This window comes from Polaromonas sp. AET17H-212 (genome assembly GCF_002379085.1).
In the GTDB taxonomy this organism is placed as follows: Bacteria; Pseudomonadota; Gammaproteobacteria; order Burkholderiales; family Burkholderiaceae_C; genus Polaromonas.
The window spans coordinates 56,160-73,965 of the sequence record NZ_NBZW01000024.1; the positions used below are offsets into that span (position 1 = coordinate 56,160).

Annotated in this window: 13 protein-coding genes; 8 read left to right on the forward strand and 5 right to left on the reverse strand. The window is 65.1% G+C overall.

Annotation, left to right across the window (positions count from 1 at the left end; all coding sequences use genetic code 11):
* Nucleotides 1-74 precede the first annotated feature (74 nt).
* Genes B7G53_RS17140 through B7G53_RS17150 form a run of 3 tightly spaced genes read left to right on the forward strand, consistent with a single transcriptional unit; the run spans nucleotide 75 to nucleotide 5,973 of the window.
* Nucleotides 75-1,316 carry an efflux RND transporter periplasmic adaptor subunit gene (locus B7G53_RS17140; protein ID WP_096669900.1) on the forward strand — a complete coding sequence of 414 codons (1,242 nt, stop codon included), beginning with the start codon at nucleotides 75-77 and terminating at the stop codon, nucleotides 1,314-1,316.
* 12 nt (nucleotides 1,317-1,328) lie between these two features.
* Complete coding sequence (locus B7G53_RS17145) at nucleotides 1,329-4,505, forward strand: efflux RND transporter permease subunit (RefSeq protein WP_096669902.1); 3,177 nt, start codon at nucleotides 1,329-1,331, stop codon at nucleotides 4,503-4,505.
* A complete protein-coding gene (locus tag B7G53_RS17150) occupies nucleotides 4,498-5,973 on the forward strand; it encodes an efflux transporter outer membrane subunit (RefSeq protein ID WP_141396368.1) in 1,476 nt (491 codons plus the stop codon). The genes B7G53_RS17145 and B7G53_RS17150 overlap by 8 nt, the downstream gene beginning before the upstream one ends.
* A gap of 111 nt (nucleotides 5,974-6,084) precedes the next feature.
* Here B7G53_RS17150 and murI read toward each other — a convergent pair whose 3' ends face one another.
* Together murI and B7G53_RS17160 are read right to left on the reverse strand one after the other, a co-directional pair.
* A complete protein-coding gene (gene murI / locus B7G53_RS17155; RefSeq protein WP_141396369.1) occupies nucleotides 6,085-6,930 on the reverse strand; it encodes a glutamate racemase in 846 nt (281 codons plus the stop codon).
* A 104-nt stretch (nucleotides 6,931-7,034) separates the two neighbouring features.
* Nucleotides 7,035-8,588: a fumarate hydratase gene (locus tag B7G53_RS17160; protein ID WP_096669934.1), complete on the reverse strand. Its 1,554-nt coding sequence runs from the start codon at nucleotides 8,586-8,588 to the stop codon at nucleotides 7,035-7,037.
* A 122-nt stretch (nucleotides 8,589-8,710) separates the two neighbouring features.
* Between B7G53_RS17160 and fumC the strand changes: the two genes are divergently transcribed.
* Nucleotides 8,711-10,096 carry a class II fumarate hydratase gene (gene fumC / locus B7G53_RS17165; protein WP_096669936.1) on the forward strand — a complete coding sequence of 462 codons (1,386 nt, stop codon included), beginning with the start codon at nucleotides 8,711-8,713 and terminating at the stop codon, nucleotides 10,094-10,096.
* Between the two features lie 108 nt (nucleotides 10,097-10,204).
* On the opposite strand, the gene B7G53_RS17170 is transcribed toward fumC, so the two are convergent.
* Nucleotides 10,205-10,813 carry a YqhA family protein gene (locus tag B7G53_RS17170; RefSeq protein WP_096669908.1) on the reverse strand — a complete coding sequence of 203 codons (609 nt, stop codon included), beginning with the start codon at nucleotides 10,811-10,813 and terminating at the stop codon, nucleotides 10,205-10,207.
* Nucleotides 10,814-10,972: 159 nt separating this feature from the next.
* On the opposite strand from B7G53_RS17170, the gene acs reads away from it, so the two are divergent.
* A complete protein-coding gene (acs, locus tag B7G53_RS17175; RefSeq protein WP_096669910.1) occupies nucleotides 10,973-12,970 on the forward strand; it encodes an acetate--CoA ligase in 1,998 nt (665 codons plus the stop codon).
* Between the two features lie 78 nt (nucleotides 12,971-13,048).
* On the opposite strand, the gene B7G53_RS17180 is transcribed toward acs, so the two are convergent.
* Nucleotides 13,049-13,363: a c-type cytochrome gene (locus tag B7G53_RS17180; RefSeq protein WP_096669912.1), complete on the reverse strand. Its 315-nt coding sequence runs from the start codon at nucleotides 13,361-13,363 to the stop codon at nucleotides 13,049-13,051.
* 114 nt (nucleotides 13,364-13,477) lie between these two features.
* Between B7G53_RS17180 and B7G53_RS17185 the strand changes: the two genes are divergently transcribed.
* On the forward strand, nucleotides 13,478-13,717 hold the full coding sequence (locus B7G53_RS17185) for a TIGR04438 family Trp-rich protein (protein WP_096669914.1): 240 nt from the start codon (nucleotides 13,478-13,480) through the stop codon (nucleotides 13,715-13,717).
* Nucleotides 13,718-13,929: 212 nt separating this feature from the next.
* Here the strand turns inward: B7G53_RS17185 and ilvD are convergent, their stop codons facing one another.
* Nucleotides 13,930-15,639: a dihydroxy-acid dehydratase gene (gene ilvD, locus B7G53_RS17190; RefSeq protein ID WP_096669916.1), complete on the reverse strand. Its 1,710-nt coding sequence runs from the start codon at nucleotides 15,637-15,639 to the stop codon at nucleotides 13,930-13,932.
* Between the two features lie 113 nt (nucleotides 15,640-15,752).
* Here ilvD and B7G53_RS17195 point away from each other — a divergent pair, with 113 nt between their 5' ends.
* Together B7G53_RS17195 and lgt are read left to right on the forward strand one after the other, a co-directional pair.
* The gene (locus tag B7G53_RS17195) at nucleotides 15,753-16,667 is read left to right on the forward strand and encodes a LysR family transcriptional regulator (RefSeq protein WP_096669918.1); all 915 of its coding nucleotides are present in this window, start codon (nucleotides 15,753-15,755) and stop codon (nucleotides 16,665-16,667) included.
* A 49-nt stretch (nucleotides 16,668-16,716) separates the two neighbouring features.
* Nucleotides 16,717-17,526 (forward strand): prolipoprotein diacylglyceryl transferase, encoded by an 810-nt coding sequence (gene lgt / locus B7G53_RS17200; protein WP_096669920.1) that lies wholly within the window; start codon nucleotides 16,717-16,719, stop codon nucleotides 17,524-17,526.
* Nucleotides 17,527-17,806 lie beyond the last annotated feature (280 nt).

The window sequence follows — 17,806 nt, forward strand, 5'->3', positions numbered from 1 at the left end:
CGTGGCCATGGCCATCCAGGTTGCCGTCCAGGACTCACCTTTTGCGCTTTACTCCAGAAAATTCGAGGATCAGCATGCCCATGTCCCGCGTCAAGCAGCCCCTTGCGGCGCTTCCCTCCAGCAATCACCAGCGGCTGTTGATCGTCGCCATCTTGTCCGCCTTTCTTGCCGGCTGTGGCAAAGGCGCCAGCGAGGCGCCAGCCGCGCCACCGCCTGTGCAGGTCGGGGTGGTGACCGTGACCCAGGGCGATGTGGGTCTGGTGACCGAGCTGCCCGGCCGGCTCGAGGCCTCCCGCGTGGCGCAGGTGCGCGCGCGCGCTGCCGGTATTTTGCAGAAGCGGCTGTTTCGTGAAGGCAGCGACGTGAAAGCCGGGCAGCCGCTGTTCAGCATTGATGCTGCGCCCTATGCCGCCGCGGCGGCCAGCGCCAAAGCCGGCCAGGCCCGTGCCGAAGCCAATCTGGCGCAGGCCACGGCACTGGCGCAGCGCTACAAACCGCTGGTGGAGGCCAACGCCATCAGCAAGCAGGAGTATGCGAACGCGGTGGCGGCGCAAAAGCAGGCCGAAGCCGACGTGGCCGTCGGCAGGGCCAATGTACAGACCGCCAGCATCAACCTCGGTTATGCCTCGGTGACCGCCCCGATCTCGGGCCGCATCGGCCGCGCCTTGGTGACCGAAGGCGCGCTGGTCGGGCAGGGCGACGCGACCCAGCTCGCGGTGATCCAGCAGATCAACCCGATGTACGTCAACTTCACGCAGTCGGCGTCGGATGTGATGAAGCTGCGCGCTGCCATGGACAGCGGCCAGTTCAAGCGTGCCAGCGGCGGCGATGCGGCCAGCGTACGTATCGTGCTTGAGGACGGCACGGAGTATGCACGTCCCGGCCGTTTGCTGTTTTCGGACCTGACGGTCGATGCCACCACGGGACAGATCACCCTGCGCGCCGAGGTGCCCAACCCGAACGGCCAGTTGCTGCCCGGCCTGTTTGTGCGGGTGCGCCTGGAGCAGGCCCAGGCCACCAATGCCATGACCCTGCCGCAGCAGGCCGTCACGCGCTCGGGGCAGGGCGACACGGTCATGGTGGTGGATACCGAGGGCAAGGTCGCGTCGCGGCCGGTGAAAATCGGTTCCGCCAAAGGCAACCAGTGGGTGGTTCTTGAGGGGCTGAAAACCGGCGAGCAGGTCATGGTCGACGGCTTCCAGAAACTGCGCCCTGGCGCCAGCGTCAAGCCCGTGCCCTGGCAGCCCGCAGGCGCAGCGCCCGCGGGTGCGGCTTCAGCGCCGGCCGCGCCGGCTTCCTCTGCAGCCGCCAAATAAGGAGCGCACTGCATGGCCAAGTTTTTCATTGATCGGCCTATCTTTGCCTGGGTGATCGCACTTTTCATCATCGTGATGGGCAGCGTGGCCATCACGCAGCTGCCGATCTCCCAGTACCCGCCGGTCGCGCCGCCGTCCATTGTCATCAATGCCTCCTACCCTGGCGCCTCGGCGCAGACGCTGGAGGACAGCGTGCTGTCGGTGATCGAGCGCGAGATGAACGGCTCGCCCGGCCTGATCTACATGGAGTCGGTGGCTCAGGCCAACGGCACCGGCAGCATCACCATCAGTTTCCAGCCCGGCACCAATGCCGACCTGGCCCAGGTGGACGTGCAGAACCGCCTGTCGCGCGCCGCGCCGCGCCTGCCGCAGGCCGTGACGCAGCAGGGCGTGCGTGTCGACAAGTCGCGCTCGAACTTCCTGATGTTCACCATGCTGTCGTCGACCAACCCGGCCTTCGATCCGATCGCGCTGGGCGACTACGCGTCACGCAACGTCGTGCCGGAGTTGCAGCGCCTGCCTGGCATCGGCCAGGCCCAGCTGTTCGGCTCCGAACGCGCCATGCGCATCTGGATCGATCCGGCCAAGCTGGCGGGTTTCAACCTGTCGTCCGCCGAGGTCACCGCCGCCATCCGCGCGCAGAACGCACAGGTGTCGTCGGGCACGATCGGAGACCTGCCCAACGTCGCGGGACAGGGCATCGCCGCCACGGTGGTGGTCAACGGCCAGCTGTCCGATGTGGCGCAGTTCGGCAATATCATCCTGCGCGCCAACACCGACGGTTCGGCCGTGCGCCTCAAGGACGTGGCGCGCATCGAACTCGGCGGCCAGGCTTATGCGACCTCGGCGCGGCTCAATGGCAAGCCGGCGGTCGGTATCGGCCTGCAGCTGTCGCCCAGCGGCAACGCGCTGGCGTCCGCCAAGGCCGTGCGTGAGAAGATGGCCGACCTGGAGCGGTATTTTCCGCAAGGCGTAAGCTGGACCATTCCCTACGACAGCTCACGTTTTGTGCAGATATCGATCTCGCAGGTCGCGGTGACGCTGCTCGAAGCCGTGGCCCTGGTGTTTCTCGTGATGTTCCTGTTCCTGCAGAACTGGCGCTACACCGTGATCCCGACCATCGTGGTGCCGATTGCGCTGCTGGGAACCTTCGGGACCTTGCTGGCGCTGGGCTTTTCGATCAACGTGCTGACCATGTTCGGCATGGTGCTGGTGATCGGCATCGTGGTGGACGACGCGATCGTGGTAGTCGAGAACGTCGAGCGCATCATGAGCGAGGAGGGGCTGTCCCCGCTGGAAGCCACGCGCAAGGCGATGCGGCAGATCTCGGGTGCCATCATCGGCGTGACCGTGGTGCTGATCTCGGTGTTTGTGCCCCTCGCCTTTTTCGCCGGCTCGACCGGCAACATCTACCGCCAGTTCTCGGCGGTGATGGTGGCGTCCATCGGTTTTTCCGCCTTCATGGCGTTGTCGCTCACCCCGGCCCTGTGCGCAACGCTGCTCAAGCCGGTCGAAGCGGGCCACCATCACGACAAGCGTGGTTTCTTTGGCTGGTTCAACCGCAGCTTTTCACGCACCGCCAAGGGTTATGAAAGCATCGTCGCCCGTGTGCTCAAGCGGGCCGCGCGTTACCTGATCATCTACGTGGCCATCATCGCGGCGGTGGCGGTGGTCTACACCCGGCTGCCAACGTCCTTCCTGCCGGGTGAGGACCAGGGCACCATGCTGGTCAACGTGCAGTTGCCGCCCGGGGCGACCCAGGACCGCACGCTGGCCGTCATGCAGCAGGTCGAGGGCTACATCCTCAAGCAGCCCGAAGTGCAAAGCATGGTCGGTGTGCTGGGCTTCAGCTTTTCGGGCCAGGGCCAGAATGCGGCGCTGGCGTTTGTCACGCTCAAGGACTGGTCCGAGCGCGAAGGCAAGGGCCAGTCGGCCGAAGCGCTGGCGGGCCGGGCCTTTGGCGCCCTGTCCGGCATCCGCGACGCGTTCATTTTCCCGCTGAGCCCGCCGCCCATTCCCGAACTCGGAACAGCCAGCGGCTTCACCTTCCGCCTGCAGGACCGGGCAGGGGCCGGACACGAGGCGCTTGTCAACGCACGCAACCAGATGCTGGGCATGGCCGGCAAGAGCCCGGTGCTGGCGCAGGTGCGTCCGGACGGGCTGGAAGACGGCCCGCAATTGCAGATCGACATTGACCGCGACAAGGCCAATGCGCTGGGCGTGTCCTTTGATTCCATCAACACCACGCTGTCCACCGCGCTGGGCTCCAGCTATGTGAACGACTTCCCGAACCAGGGCCGCCTGCAGCGGGTGGTGGTGCAGGCCGATGCGCCGGCGCGCATGCAGCCAGACGACCTGCTGCGGATCAACGCGAGCAACAGCCAGGGCCGGCCGGTGCCGCTGTCGGCCTTTGCCAGCACGCGCTGGGTCACCGGTGCGCAGCAGACGATTCGCTACAACGGGTACCCGGCGATGCGCATTTCAGGTGCCGCGGCGCCGGGCTACAGCTCGGGCGCGGCCATGGCCGAGATGGAAAAACTGGCCGGCCAACTGCCCGCCGGCTTTGGTTTCGAGTGGACCGGCCAGTCACGCGAGGAAAAACTCGCCGGCGCGCAGGCGCTGATTCTTTACGGCTTTGCCATCCTCGCGGTGTTCCTGTGCCTGGCCGCGCTGTATGAGAGCTGGACCATTCCGCTGGCCGTGATCATGGTGGTGCCGCTGGGTGTGCTTGGGGTGCTGCTGGCAACGCTGCTGCGCGCCTACTCGAACGACGTGTATTTCCAGGTCGGCCTGATCACCATCATCGGCCTGTCGGCAAAAAACGCGATCCTGATCATCGAGTTTGCGAAAGACCTGGAGGCGCAGGGCAAGAGCGCGATTGAGTCGGCGCTGGCCGCTGCCCACCTGCGGTTCCGCCCCATCGTGATGACCTCGCTGGCCTTCATGATGGGGGTGCTGCCGCTGGCGCTGGCCACCGGCGCCGGCTCGGCCAGCCAGCGCGCCATCGGCACCGGTGTGATCGGCGGCATGATCACCGGGACCGCCTTGGCCGTGATTTTTGTACCGGTCTTTTTTGTCGTGGTGCGCAGCCTGTTCAAGAGCAGCGAGCGGCAGCGAAAAATGTATTCCGACCACGCCAAGGCGGCTGGTTTTGACGGAGATGGCAATGAAGGCAAAGCCCATGACTAAGCTGACGAAGGCGCTGGTGTTGAGCACAGTCGCGCTGGCGGCGGGCTGCTCGATGGCGCCCAAATATGAACGCCCCGAGGCCCCGGTCGCGACCGACTGGCCGGGCCTGCGCCTGGCACGTTCGCTCGCCGTCGCCCCAACCACGGCCTCGACCGCCGTGCAGACCACCGCCGCAGCCGACATCGAGTGGCAGAGTTTTTTCAGCGACCCCAAATTGCGGCTGCTGATCGAGGCGGCGCTGCGTAACAACCGCGACCTGCGCCTCGCGGTGCTCAACATCGAGCAGGCGCGGGCGCAGTTCCAAATCCGGCGCGCCGACCAGTTCCCGACCGTGGGAGCCGCGGCCACCGGCTCGCGCCAACCCAGTGCCAGCGGCAATGGCAGCATCTCCAGCGTCTACACCGCCGGCCTGGCCATGACCTCGTACGAGATTGATTTCTTCGGCCGCGTCGCCAGCCTCAAGGACGCCGCGCTGGCGCAGTACCTGGCGACCGAGGAGGGCCGCAAGACCACGCAGATCAGCCTGATCGCGACCGTGGCCAACACCTGGCTGAGCCTGCTGGCCGACGAGGAACTGCTGGCGATCACGCAGCAGACATTGGCCACGCGCGAAGAGTCCTTCAAGCTCAGCCAGCTGCGGTTTGACAACGGCGCCACCTCCGAGCTGGACCTGCGCCAGGCCGAGTCGCTGACCGAGGCGGCCCGCATCAGCCTGGCGCAGTTGCAGCGCCAGCGCGCGCTCGATGAAAACCTGCTGACGCTGCTGCTGGGCCAGCCGCTCACCGGTGAACTGGCGGCGGCGCTGCCGGCCGGCCAGGCGCTGGCCGATGCGCCGCTGATGGTGGACGTGCCCGCGGGCCTGCCTTCGGACCTGCTGACCAAACGCCCCGACATCCGCCAGGCCGAGCAGCAACTGCTGGCCGCCAATGCCAACATCGGCGCGGCGCGTGCCGCGTTTTTTCCGCGCATTTCGCTGACGGCGTCGGCCGGCAGTGTCAGCAACCACCTGTCGGGGCTGTTCCAAAGCGGCACCTACGGCTGGACGCTGGCGCCGCAGCTCTTTCTGCCGCTGTTCGACGCCGGTCGCAACCGCGCCGGGCTGGACTCTGCGAATGTCGGGCGCGACATTGCCGTGGCGCAGTACGAAAAGGCGATTCAGACCGCTTTCCGCGAAGTGGCCGACGCGCTGGCCGGCCGTGCCACGCTGGGTGAGCAGCTGCGCGCGCAGCAGGCCCAGGCCAGCGCCGAAGCCACCCGCTTCAAACTCTCGGACCTGCGTTACCAGAACGGCATTGCCAGCCAGCTCGACCTGCTGGACGCACAACGCGCCCTGTTCGCCGCCAGGCAGGCTGTGGTGCAGACGCGGCTGCTGCAGTTGCAGAACCAGGTGACGCTGTACAAGACGCTCGGTGGCGGCTGGAAAGAGCCGGTGGGGGCTGCGGCAGCGCCGGGCACCTCCACGCCCTGACCGGCGCTGGTCGGCCTGTGCCGCGCTGCTTTTGCAGGCGGCACCGGGTGAAAGTCGCGGTTTGCGGGCATTTCAGGGCTCCAGCCCTTGATGTACCTGCGCTGGATGCTCCTAAAATTGCAGCGTTCCGACAGCGCCCTCCAGCTGCAGCCAGCGCTGCGCAGCGGCTTGCAGATGGGCTGGCTGCCCGGTGCTGAACAGGCGAATCCGCCCCGGCGCGCTGTCAGCCGCGCCTGACGGAACGGCGCCCGCCAGCCGCAGGCGGGTCTGCCGGGCCACCGCCTCGCCGGTGTCCACCAGCTGCACCTCGGGCCCGACCAGGTCACGCAGCACGGCAGCGGCAAACGGGTAATGCGTGCAGCCCAGCACCAGCGTGTCGATCTCCCCGTCTTGCAAGCCAAATCGGCCCATGGCCCCTGTGTGGCGGGCGCAAGTAGCTATTATTTCAGTAGCAGTTTCAGGGCTTGCCGCGCTGGCCACGCCGCGCTCGATCGCGTCGGCCAGGCCGTCGCAGGGCTGCAGCACAAACTCGGCCCGGGCCTGCAGCGAGTCGCGCAGCAGCTGAAACCGCTTGCTGGCCAGCGTGCTGCGTGTGGCCATGACGCCGATGCGTCGGGTCTTGCTGAGCGCCGCCGCGGGCTTGAGGGCCGGCTCCACCCCGATGATGGGCAACTGGGGGTGCTCGGCGCGCAGCAGGTCGATGGCCGCGGCCGTGGCCGTGTTGCAGGCGATCACCAGCGCCTGCACGCCCTGGTCCAGCAAATGGGCGGCGAGGGCGCGCGAGCGGGCGATCACATGGGCCGCGTCCCGCTCGCCATAGGGCGCGTGGCCGCTGTCGGCGATGTAGATGAAGTTGCCGTGCGGCAGCTCGGCGCGCAGCGCCCTGAGGACGCTGAGGCCGCCTATGCCGCTGTCAAAAACACCTACGGGCCCCCACGGTCGCGCACTGCGTGTCACTCCCTGCCCCCCGAGGGGGCCGCTGCGCCTGCGGTCCGGCAAAGCCGGTCCCGCGGCCCCGGCTTGTATGGGGAGGGTGGTCTCCGCAGTTGCGCCATTGCAGTTCAGGCTGCGGCGACCGCAATGCCCTTGAACTCGCCGGTGGCAATCTTTTTCTGCCATTCGGCCGGGCCGGTGATATGGGCGCTGGTACCGCCGGAATCCACCGCCACGGTCACCGGCATGTCGATCACGTCGAACTCGTAAATGGCTTCCATGCCGAGGTCGGCAAAACCGACGACGGTGGCGCTCTTGATCGCCTTGCTGACCAGGTAAGCGGCGCCGCCGACAGCCATCAGGTAGGCGCTTTGGTGTTTCTTGATGGCCTCGATCGCCACCGGGCCGCGTTCGGCCTTGCCGATCATGGAGATCAGGCCGGTCTGCGACAACATCATTTCGGTGAAACCGTCCATGCGGGTGGCCGTCGTCGGGCCGGCCGGGCCGACCGCCTCGCCGGCGACCGGGTCCACCGGGCCGACGTAATAGATCACGCGGTTGGTGAAGTCGACCGGCAGCTTCTCGCCTTTGGCCAGCATGTCGGCAATCCGCTTGTGCGCGGCGTCGCGGCCGGTCAGCATCTTGCCCGACAGCAGCAGGGTCTGGCCGGGCTTCCAGCTGGCCACCTCGGCGGGGGTCAGCGTGTCGAGGTTGACCTTCTGGCTCTTCACGTAGTCGGGCGTCCAGTTGACGTTGGGCCAGAGGTCCAGGCTGGGCGGGTCCAGGTACACCGGGCCGCTGCCGTTCAGCACAAAGTGCGCATGCCGCGTGGCGGCGCAATTGGGGATCATCGCGACCGGCTTGCTGGCTGCATGGGTCGGGTACATCTGGATCTTGACGTCGAGCACCGTGGTCAGGCCACCCAGGCCCTGCGCGCCTATGCCCAGCGCGTTGACTTTCTCGAACAGTTCCAGGCGCAGCGCCTCGACCTTGGTCAGCGCCGCGCCGGAGGCCGCCTTGGCCTGCAGTTCGTACATGTCCAGGTCGTCCATCAGGCTTTCCTTGGCCATCAGCACGGCTTTTTCGGCGGTGCCGCCTATGCCTATGCCCAGCATGCCGGGCGGGCACCAGCCGGCGCCCATGGTCGGCACGGTCTTGAGCACCCAGTCGACGATGGAGTCGCCGGGGTTGAGCATGGCCAGCTTGCTTTTGTTCTCGCTGCCGCCGCCCTTGGCCGCCACGGTCACTTCCAGCGTGTTGCCGGGAACGATCTCGGTGAAGATCACCGCGGGTGTGTTGTCTTTGGTGTTCTTGCGGTCGAACTGCGGGTCGGCCACGACCGAGGCACGCAGTGTGTTGTCGGGGTGGTTGTAGCCTTGGCGCACACCTTCGTTGATGGCGTCGTCGAGGCTGCCGGTGAAGCCGCCCCAGCGCACGTCCATGCCGACTTTCAAGAACACGTTGACGATGCCGGTGTCCTGGCAGATCGGGCGATGCCCGGTGGCGCTCATCTTGCTGTTGGTCAGGATCTGCGCAATCGCGTCCTTGGCCGCCGGGCTCTGCTCGCGCACATAGGCGCGCGCCAGGTGGGCAATGTAGTCGGCCGGGTGGTAGTAGCTGATGTACTGCAGGGCGGCAGCAACGGATTCGATGAGGTCGGCTTGTTGGATGATGGTGGTCATGATCAGGGTCAAGGGGTTCGTGGGAGGATGACTTTTCACGGGGTCGCCCGTGTGATACGGTAAGCGCAACCCCGTATTTTGACAGGGTGCGACGAGCCACCTTTTCACATCAAGGAATGAGCATGACAACCCGCACCGAACACGATACCTTTGGCCCCATCGCCGTACCGGCCGACCGGCTCTGGGGCGCGCAGACGCAGCGCTCGCTGCAGAACTTCGACATTTCCGGCGAGTTGCAGCCGCGCGAGATCATCCGGGCGCTGGCCCAGGTCAAGCGGGCTTCGGCCAGCGTCAACCTGGCGCTGGGCCTGCTCGACGGCAAGAAGGCGCTGGCCATCATGGCTGCGGCCGACGAGGTGATCGCCGGCCAGCACGCCGGCGAGTTTCCGCTGGTGGTCTGGCAAACCGGTTCGGGCACGCAGAGCAACATGAACGTCAACGAGGTGCTGGCCAACCGCGCCAGCGTGCTGCTGGGCGGCGAGCGCGGCGAAAACCGGCTGGTGCATCCGAACGACGAGGTCAACCGCAGCCAGTCGTCCAACGATGTGTTTCCAACCGCGATGCATGTGGCGGCGGTGGACGCCATCACGCACCGGCTGCTGCCGGCCGTCGACAAGCTGCACGCCACGCTGGCGCAGAAGGCGCGTGATTTTGACGGCATCGTCAAGATAGGCCGCACCCATCTGCAGGACGCCACGCCGTTGACGCTGGGCCAGGAGTTCTCGGGTTACGTGGCGCAACTCGCGCACGGGCAGCAGCACCTGAGGGCCGCGCTGCCGCACCTGTGCGAGCTGGCGCTGGGCGGCACGGCCGTCGGTACCGGCCTGAACGCGCCCAAGGGGTATGCCGAGCAGGCGGCGGCCGAACTGGCGCGCCTGACCGGCCTGCCGTTCGTGACGGCGCCCAACAAGTTCGAGGCCCTGGCGTCCTGCGACGCGCTGGTGCATGCGCACGGCGCGCTCAAGACGCTGGCCGCCAGCATGATGAAAATCGCCAACGACGTGCGCTGGCTGGCCAGCGGCCCGCGCAGCGGCATCGGCGAGTTGTCGATTCCCGAAAACGAGCCCGGCTCGTCCATCATGCCGGGCAAGGTCAACCCGACGCAGAGCGAAGCGGTGACCATGCTGTGCTGCCAGGTGTTCGGCAACGACGTGGCCATCAACCTGGGCGGCGCCTCGGGCAATTTCGAGCTCAATGTGTTCCGGCCCATGATCGCGCACAACTTCCTGCAAAGCGTGCGCCTGCTGGCCGACGGCATCACCAGCTTCAACGACCATTGCGCTGTGGGCATTGAACCGAATCGTGAACGCATTACCGAGCTGGTAGACCGCTCGCTGATGCTGGTGACGGCGCTCAATCCCCACATCGGTTACGACAAGGCGGCCTTCATCGCCAAGAAGGCGCACAAGGAGGGCAGCAGCCTGCGCGAGGCGGCGCTGGCCTCGGGCCATGTGACGGGCGAGCAGTTTGACGCCTGGGTGGTGCCGGAGAACATGACCGGGCGTTAACCGCTTGCTATTGAATCCATAGCTGTCTGCGCTTGTTCGCTATGGGCTGGAGCCCTGTTTTATGCAAAAAAAGGGCCATCAGGCCCTTTTTGAAATACTTTCGCAAGTTCAGTGTTTTTGTGCGGCAATCCCCGACATGATCTTGTCGGTATAGGCAATCGCCAGCGCCGACAGCAGGAAGGTGATATGGATGACGGTCTGCGCGATCAGCACCCGGTCGGTGTAATTGTCGGCATTGATAAAGGTTTTCAGCAGGTGGATGGAGCTGATGCCTATGATGGCGGTGGCCAGCTTGACCTTGAGCACCGAGGCGTTGACGTGGCTCAGCCACTCGGGCTGGTCGCGGTGGCCTTCGAGGTTCATGCGGCTGACAAAGGTCTCGTAGCCGCCGACGATGACCATGATCAGCAGGTTGGAGATCATGACCACGTCGATCAGCGCCAGCACCACCAGCATGATCACGGTTTCATTGAGGGTGGTGACCGGCGCGGTGGTCTTGTAACCAATGCTGGTGATCAGGGCCTGCAGCGCGGTCTGGCTGCCGAAGACGGCCTCGATCAGGTGCAGCAGCTCGACCAGGAAGTGGAAGACATAGACGCCCTGCGCCGCGATCAGGCCGACATACAGGGGCAGCTGGAGCCAGCGGCTGGCAAAAATGAAGTTGGGAATCGGGCGCAGCGGGGAAACTTTGGTGATGACGGGCTTGGGGTCTGACATGATTTTTACGGGGTTTGTACGAACTGTGCGGATTGTAGGGGGGCTGCCCGCCTGACCCGAATTGGGGTCAAATCTGTAAGCTTCCAGCCAGTCAGTGGACTGTAAGTGCCAAATATGACATTAGCACCTATCAACGACAACCTGAGGAGACAAGCCATCATGAACGCGCCTTCATCCGCCATCGAATCCACACTGGTTGAAAACCGGGTCTTTTTCCCCAATCCCGAGCTGGCCAAATCCGCCCGCATTTCCGGCATGGACGCCTACCAGGCGCTGTGCGCCGAAGCCGAGAAAGACTTCGAGGGTTTCTGGGCCCGGCTGGCGCGCGAGAACCTGAGCTGGAAGAAACCCTTCACCCAGACGCTGGATGAGTCGAATGCGCCGTTCTACCAATGGTTTGCCGACGGCGAGCTCAACGCCTCCTACAACTGCCTGGACCGCCACCTCGGCACCGCCACCGCAAACAAGAAGGCCATCATCTTCGAGAGCGACGACGGCAAGGTGACCAACGTCACCTACAAGGAATTGCACGGCAAGGTCTGCCAGTTCGCCAATGCGCTCAAGGCCATGGGCATCAAAAAGGGCGATCGCGTCGTCATCTACATGCCGATGACTGTGGAGGGCGTGGTGGCCATGCAGGCCTGCGCGCGCATTGGCGCGACCCACTCGGTGGTGTTCGGCGGCTTTTCCGCCAAGAGCCTGCAGGAGCGCATCCAGGACGCCGGCGCGGTCGCGGTGATCACGGCCAACTACCAGCTGCGCGGCGGCAAGGAGCTGCCGCTGAAAGCCATCGTGGACGAAGGCATCGCCATGGGCGGCTGCGAGTCGATCAAGAACGTGATCGTCTACCAGCGCACGGCCACGGCCTGCGCCATGGTGGCCGGGCGCGACAGCCTGATGCACGAGGTCACCGCGAAGCAGCCCGTCACCTGCGAGCCGGAATTCGTCGGCGCAGAGCATCCGCTGTTTATCCTCTACACCTCCGGCTCCACCGGCAAACCCAAGGGCGTGCAGCACAGCACGGGTGGTTATCTGCTGTGGGCCAAGCTGACCATGGACTGGACCTTCGACATCCAGCCCTCCGATGTGTTCTGGTGCACGGCCGACATCGGCTGGATCACCGGCCACACCTACGTGGCCTACGGCCCGCTGGCCGCCGGCGCGACGCAAGTGATTTTTGAAGGTATTCCCACTTACCCGAACGCCGGCCGCTTTTGGCAGATGATCGAGAAACACAAGGTCAGCATTTTCTACACCGCGCCGACCGCGATCCGCTCGCTGATCAAGGCGGCCGAAGCCGACGAGAAAATCCATCCGGCGCGCTCGGACCTGAGCAGCCTGCGCATCCTCGGCACGGTGGGCGAACCCATCAACCCCGAAGCCTGGATGTGGTACTACAAAAACGTCGGTGGCGAGCGCTGCCCGGTGGTCGACACCTTCTGGCAAACCGAAACCGGCGGCCACATGATCACGCCGCTGCCCGGCGCGACGCCGCTGGTCCCCGGCAGCTGCACCTTGCCGCTGCCCGGCATTATGGCGGCCATCGTTGACGAACTCGGCAAGGACGTGCCCAACGGCTCTGGCGGCATGCTGGTGGTCAAGCGCCCCTGGCCGTCGATGATCCGCACCATCTGGAACGATCCCGAACGTTTCAAGAAAAGTTATTTCCCCGAGGAGATGGGCGGCACCATGTACCTGGCCGGGGACGGCGCCGTGCGCAGCACCGACCGCGGCTACTTCCGCATCACCGGCCGCATCGACGACGTGCTCAACGTCTCCGGTCACCGCATGGGCACGATGGAAATCGAGTCGGCGTTGGTGTCGCATTCGGCGCTGGTGGCCGAGGCCGCGGTGGTGGGCCGGCCCGATGACCTGACGGGCGAGGCGATTGTGGCCTTCGTGGTGCTCAAGCGCTCGCGGCCGACCGGCGACGAGGCCAAGGCGATTGCCAAGGAACTGCGCGACTGGGTCGGCAAGGAGATCGGGCCGATTGCCAAGCCCAAGGACATCCGTTTCGGCGACAACCTGCCGAAAACCCGCAGCGGAAAAATCATGCGCCGCCTGCTGCGCGGCATCGCCAAGGGCGAGGCCATCACCCAGGACACCTCGACGCTTGAGAATCCAGCCATCCTCGATCAACTGTCGGAAAACCTGTAAACGGCAACGCCAGAAACGCCGCGTCCATGAAAAAAGCCCGTTGAACCAACGGGCTTTTTTTGTGCCGGACGTCCGGACTTATTTCTGCGTCAGCACCCAAGCCGCCAGTTTTTTGGCTTCGTCGGCATTGACCTGGGCATTGGCTGGCATGGGCACAGGGCCCCACACGCCGGCGCCGCCCTTGACGATTTTTGCAGCGAGTTTGTCAACGGCGTCTTTTTGACCCGCGTATTTGGCCGCCACGTCCTTGTAGGAAGGGCCGACCAGTTTGGTCGCCACAGCATGGCAGGCCATGCAGTTTTTGGCGGTAGCCAGTTGCAGGTCAGCCAGCGCCGGGGTGGACACGGCAAAACCTGCAGCCAGGGAAGCAATCACTAAGCAGAGACGTTTCATCGTTAAACCTCGTGGGGGGAGTTATGGATTCGGTTACAGTCGTTCAACGTCATTGTAGTGGTCGGGGTTGACCTCGCTTTCAAAGGGTTACCCCGGGCTTATCAGGAGTCAGCCATGTTTTTTCTGTTGTTGGGCATCGTCGGCATTGTCTTGAAATACCTCGAGGTCGCGCCGGTGGTGGGCTGGCCCTGGTGGGTGGTGCTGGCGCCGTTCGGGCTGGCCGTGCTCTGGTGGTGGTGGGCGGACAAGTCCGGCCTCACCGAAAAGAATGCCATGGAAAAAATGGAAAAACGCAAGAAAGAGCGGATTGACCGGCAACGCGATGCGATGGGGATGCTCAAAAGAAGGAAATGACCCCCACGGTCGCTCACTGCGAGCCTGCGGCGGCTTCCTGCCCCTTGCACTGGAAAAGGGGCCGTTGCGCCTGCAGACTGGCGGAGCCAGATCCGCGGCCCGTGCTTGAAGGGAGCCCCGCTCGCTGCGCTCGCGCTTCACACAGGTAACAAAAAAAGCCCCTGCAGTTGTTCTGCGGGGGCTTTTTTGATGGCCGGCGTGTTGCCGCGATCTCAATAGTCGTCGAGCACCGCGCCCTTGCTGGCGCTGGAAGCATTGAAGGCGAACTTGGCCTGCACGCCGCGCATGTAACGCGGTAGCGGTGCTTTCCAGCCCTCCTTGCGTTTGGCCAGTTCGGCATCGCTGATGTTCAGCTGCAGCAGCAATTGTTTGGCGTCGATGGTGATCGAGTCGCCTTCCCGGATAAACGCAATGTTGCCGCCCGCCGCTGCTTCCGGCGCGACGTGGCCCACCACCATGCCCCAGGTGCCGCCCGAAAAGCGGCCGTCGGTGATCAGGCCCACGCTTTCGCCCAGGCCGGCGCCGATCAGCGCGCCGGTCGGTGCCAGCATTTCCGGCATGCCGGGGCCGCCCTTGGGGCCCAGGTAACGCAGCACCATCACGTCGCCCGCGACGATCTTGCCGGCCAGGATGGCCTCGAGGGCCGACTGTTCGTCGTCAAACACGCGGGCCGGCCCGGTCATCACCGGGTTTTTCAGGCCGGTGATCTTGGCGACGCAGCCTTCGGGCGAGAGATTGCCCTTGAGGATGGCCAGATGGCCCTGGGCGTACATCGGTTTGTCGATGGGGCGAATCACCTTCTGGTCGGCGCGCGGGGCGTCAGGCACGTCTTTCAGCACCTCGGCAATCGTCTTGCCTTCAATGGTCAGGCAGTCGCCGTGCAGCAGGCCGGCCTTGAGCAGCATCTTCATGACCTGCGGAATGCCGCCGGCCTGGTGCAAATCCACCGCGAGGTATTGGCCGCTGGGCTTGAGGTCGCAGAGCACGGGGGTTTTCTGGCGCACGCGTTCGAAGTCGTCGATGGTCCAGTCCACGCCCGCAGCATGGGCGATGGCCAGGAAGTGCAGCACGGCATTGGTCGAGCCGCCGGTCGCCATGATCACGGCGACGGCGTTTTCAATCGACTTTCGGGTCACGATGTCGCGCGGCTTGATGTTCTTGCGTATCGCTTCGACCAGCACCTTGGCCGATTCCTTCGCCGAGTTGGCCTTTTCATCGTGCGGATTGGCCATGGTCGACGAGTAGGGCAGGGAGATGCCCAGCGCCTCGAAGGCGGACGACATGGTGTTGGCCGTGTACATGCCGCCGCAGCTGCCGGTGCCGGGAATGGCGCGGCGTTCGATCTGCAGCAGGTCCTCGTCGCTCATGCGGCCAGCGGCGTGTTCGCCGACAGCCTCGAAGACGCTGACGATGTTCAGGTCCTTGCCCTTGTAGTGGCCCGGAAGAATGGTGCCGCCGTACACATAGATGGACGGCACATTGGCGCGCAGCATGCCCATCAGGCCGCCCGGCATGTTCTTGTCGCAGCCGCCGACCACCAGAACGCCGTCCATCCACTGGCCCTGCACGCAGGTCTCGATGCAGTCGGAGATCACTTCCCTGGAGACCAGCGAGTACTTCATGCCCTCGGTGCCCATGGCCATGCCGTCGGAAATGGTCGGTGTGCCGAACACCTGCGCATTGCCGCCGGCTTCCTCGATGCCGGCAATCGCCGCGTCGGCGAGCTTTTGCAGGCCGCTGTTGCAGGGCGTGATGGTGCTGTGCCCGTTGGCGACGCCAACCATGGGTTTCTTGAAGTCCTCGGCCTCGTAACCCATCGCGTAGTACATCGAACGGTTCGGGGCGCGCGAAGTGCCTTCGGTGATGTTTTTGCTGCGGCGGTTGATGGCGTCGCCGACGCTGTCCTTGTCCTGTTGTGTCATGGGATGTCTCTGCGGTGGGGAAGATGGGAAAGGTGGGGGCAAAAGTCAGAGTATGCGCCGCCTCATCAAGCGCCTCCAATATATTTTTCAGGCTGTATTAATATGTACGGCGTATGACTACCCCGACCATAGAACTCCGGCTCTGGCGCCAGTTTGTGGCTGTGGCCGAAGAACTGCATTTTGGCCATGCCGCGGCGCGCCTGCACATGACGCAGCCGCCGCTGACCCAGGCGATTGCCCACCTGGAAAAGCTGCTCGGCGTGCGGCTGTTCGAGCGCACCAAGCGCAGCGTGCAGATGACGGCGGTGGCCATGGCGCTGCTGCCGCAGGTGCTGGACCTGCTGGCGCGTGCGCAGGCCTTGCCCGAACAGGCGCGGGCGGCGGCGGCCGGTGACGTCGGCCGCCTGCGGCTGGCGTTTGTTTCCACCGCGGGGTTCTCGCTGCTGCCCGCCTGGGTGCGGACGTTCCGCGACCATGCGCCGCAGGTGCAACTGGAACTGCTGGAGGCCACCGGCGACATGCAGTTGCAGGCGTTTGAACGCCATGACATCGACGCCGGGATCATGCTGCATTCCCCGGGTTTTGCGCCGCCTGGCCTGACGCGCCGGCTGGTCGCCCGGGAACCGCTGGTGCTGGCGCTGGCCGAACAGCATCCGCTGGCTGCGAAGGTGTCGCTGGCGCTCGACGAGGTGCTGGCGCAGCCACTGGTGATTTTTCCGCGCCGCATCCTGCCCTCGCTGTACGACGCGATCTTCGGCATGTACCATGCCGCCGCGCAGCCGCCGCAGGTGGCGCAGGAGGCCATCCAGATGCAGACCATCGTGAACCTCGTGTCGGCCGGCCTGGGTGTGGCCTGGGTGCCCGACAGTGTGCGGCAGTTCCAGCGGCCTGGCGTGGTGTACCGCAGCGTGGCAGGCAAAAAGGGTCGCCGCGTGCCGGTCTGCGAAACCAGCCTGTTCTGGCCGGTGGGCGCTGCCAATCCCTGCCTGCAGCGGTTTGCGGCGTTCGCCCCGGCGCTGCCGCACTGACCGCGTCGCGCATCGTCTGCCGCGGGCACACGCTGGCACAATAAGCCGCATGCTGATTCACCCCACCATCGATCCTGTCGCCCTGCAGCTGGGGCCGCTGGCCATCCACTGGTATGGCCTGACCTACCTGGCGGCCTTCGGCCTGTTCCTGTTTCTCGGGTTGCGCCGCCTGCGGCATGAACCCTATGCGTCGATGACGGGCGCGGCCGCCTGGAGCCGCAAGGACATCGAGGACATCCTGTTCCTGGGGGTGATGGGTGTGGTGGTGGGCGGGCGCATCGGCTACTGCCTGTTCTACAAACCCGGTTATTACCTGGCACATCCGCTTGAGATTTTTTACGTCTGGCAGGGCGGCATGAGTTTTCATGGCGGACTGATTGGCGTGTTGCTCTCGCAGGTCTGGTTCGCCCGCACGCGGCAAAAGCCCTGGCTGCAGGTGATGGACCTGGTCGCGCCCTGCGTGCCCACCGGGCTGGCGGCGGGGCGGGTCGGCAACTTCATCAACGGCGAGTTGTGGGGCCGTTTCAGCAGCCCCGATCTGCCCTGGGGCATGGTGTTCAAACACAGCGGCTCCATGCTGCCGCGCCATCCCTCGCAGGTTTACCAGTTCCTGCTGGAAGGGCTGCTGCTCTTCGTTCTGCTGTGGCTGTATGCGCGCAAGCCGCGCAAGACCGGCCAGGTGTCGGCGGCGTTTCTCGTCGGTTACGGCGTGTTCCGTTTTATCGCCGAATTTTTCCGCGAGCCGGACGACTTCCTCGGCGTGCTGGCGCTGGGCATGAGCATGGGCCAGTGGCTGTGCCTGCCGATGATCGCGGCCGGTGTCTGGCTGTGGCTGTGGGCTGAAAAAAGAGCCACCTGAAAATCGCATCCGCCCTTGCAGGGTGAGTGGTGTCAGCTGTATTTTCAGTAGCACCCGCGAGTGGGAGCCCAGGTGCATCGGCGGGTGCTTGCCTTTTCCGAGACTCCGAAACCGCGGGTTTTTACCCACCATTCTGGCGCTGAAGCGCCTTGCGTTCAATCGGTTTGCTCATCATAATTATACGTAATTACAGGAAGTTACAGCCATCAAGAACCAGCATGGCGGCGGAGCGGAGGGGCGGCAGAAGCCAGGCTCTCGCCCACCGCCCACCGCCCACCGC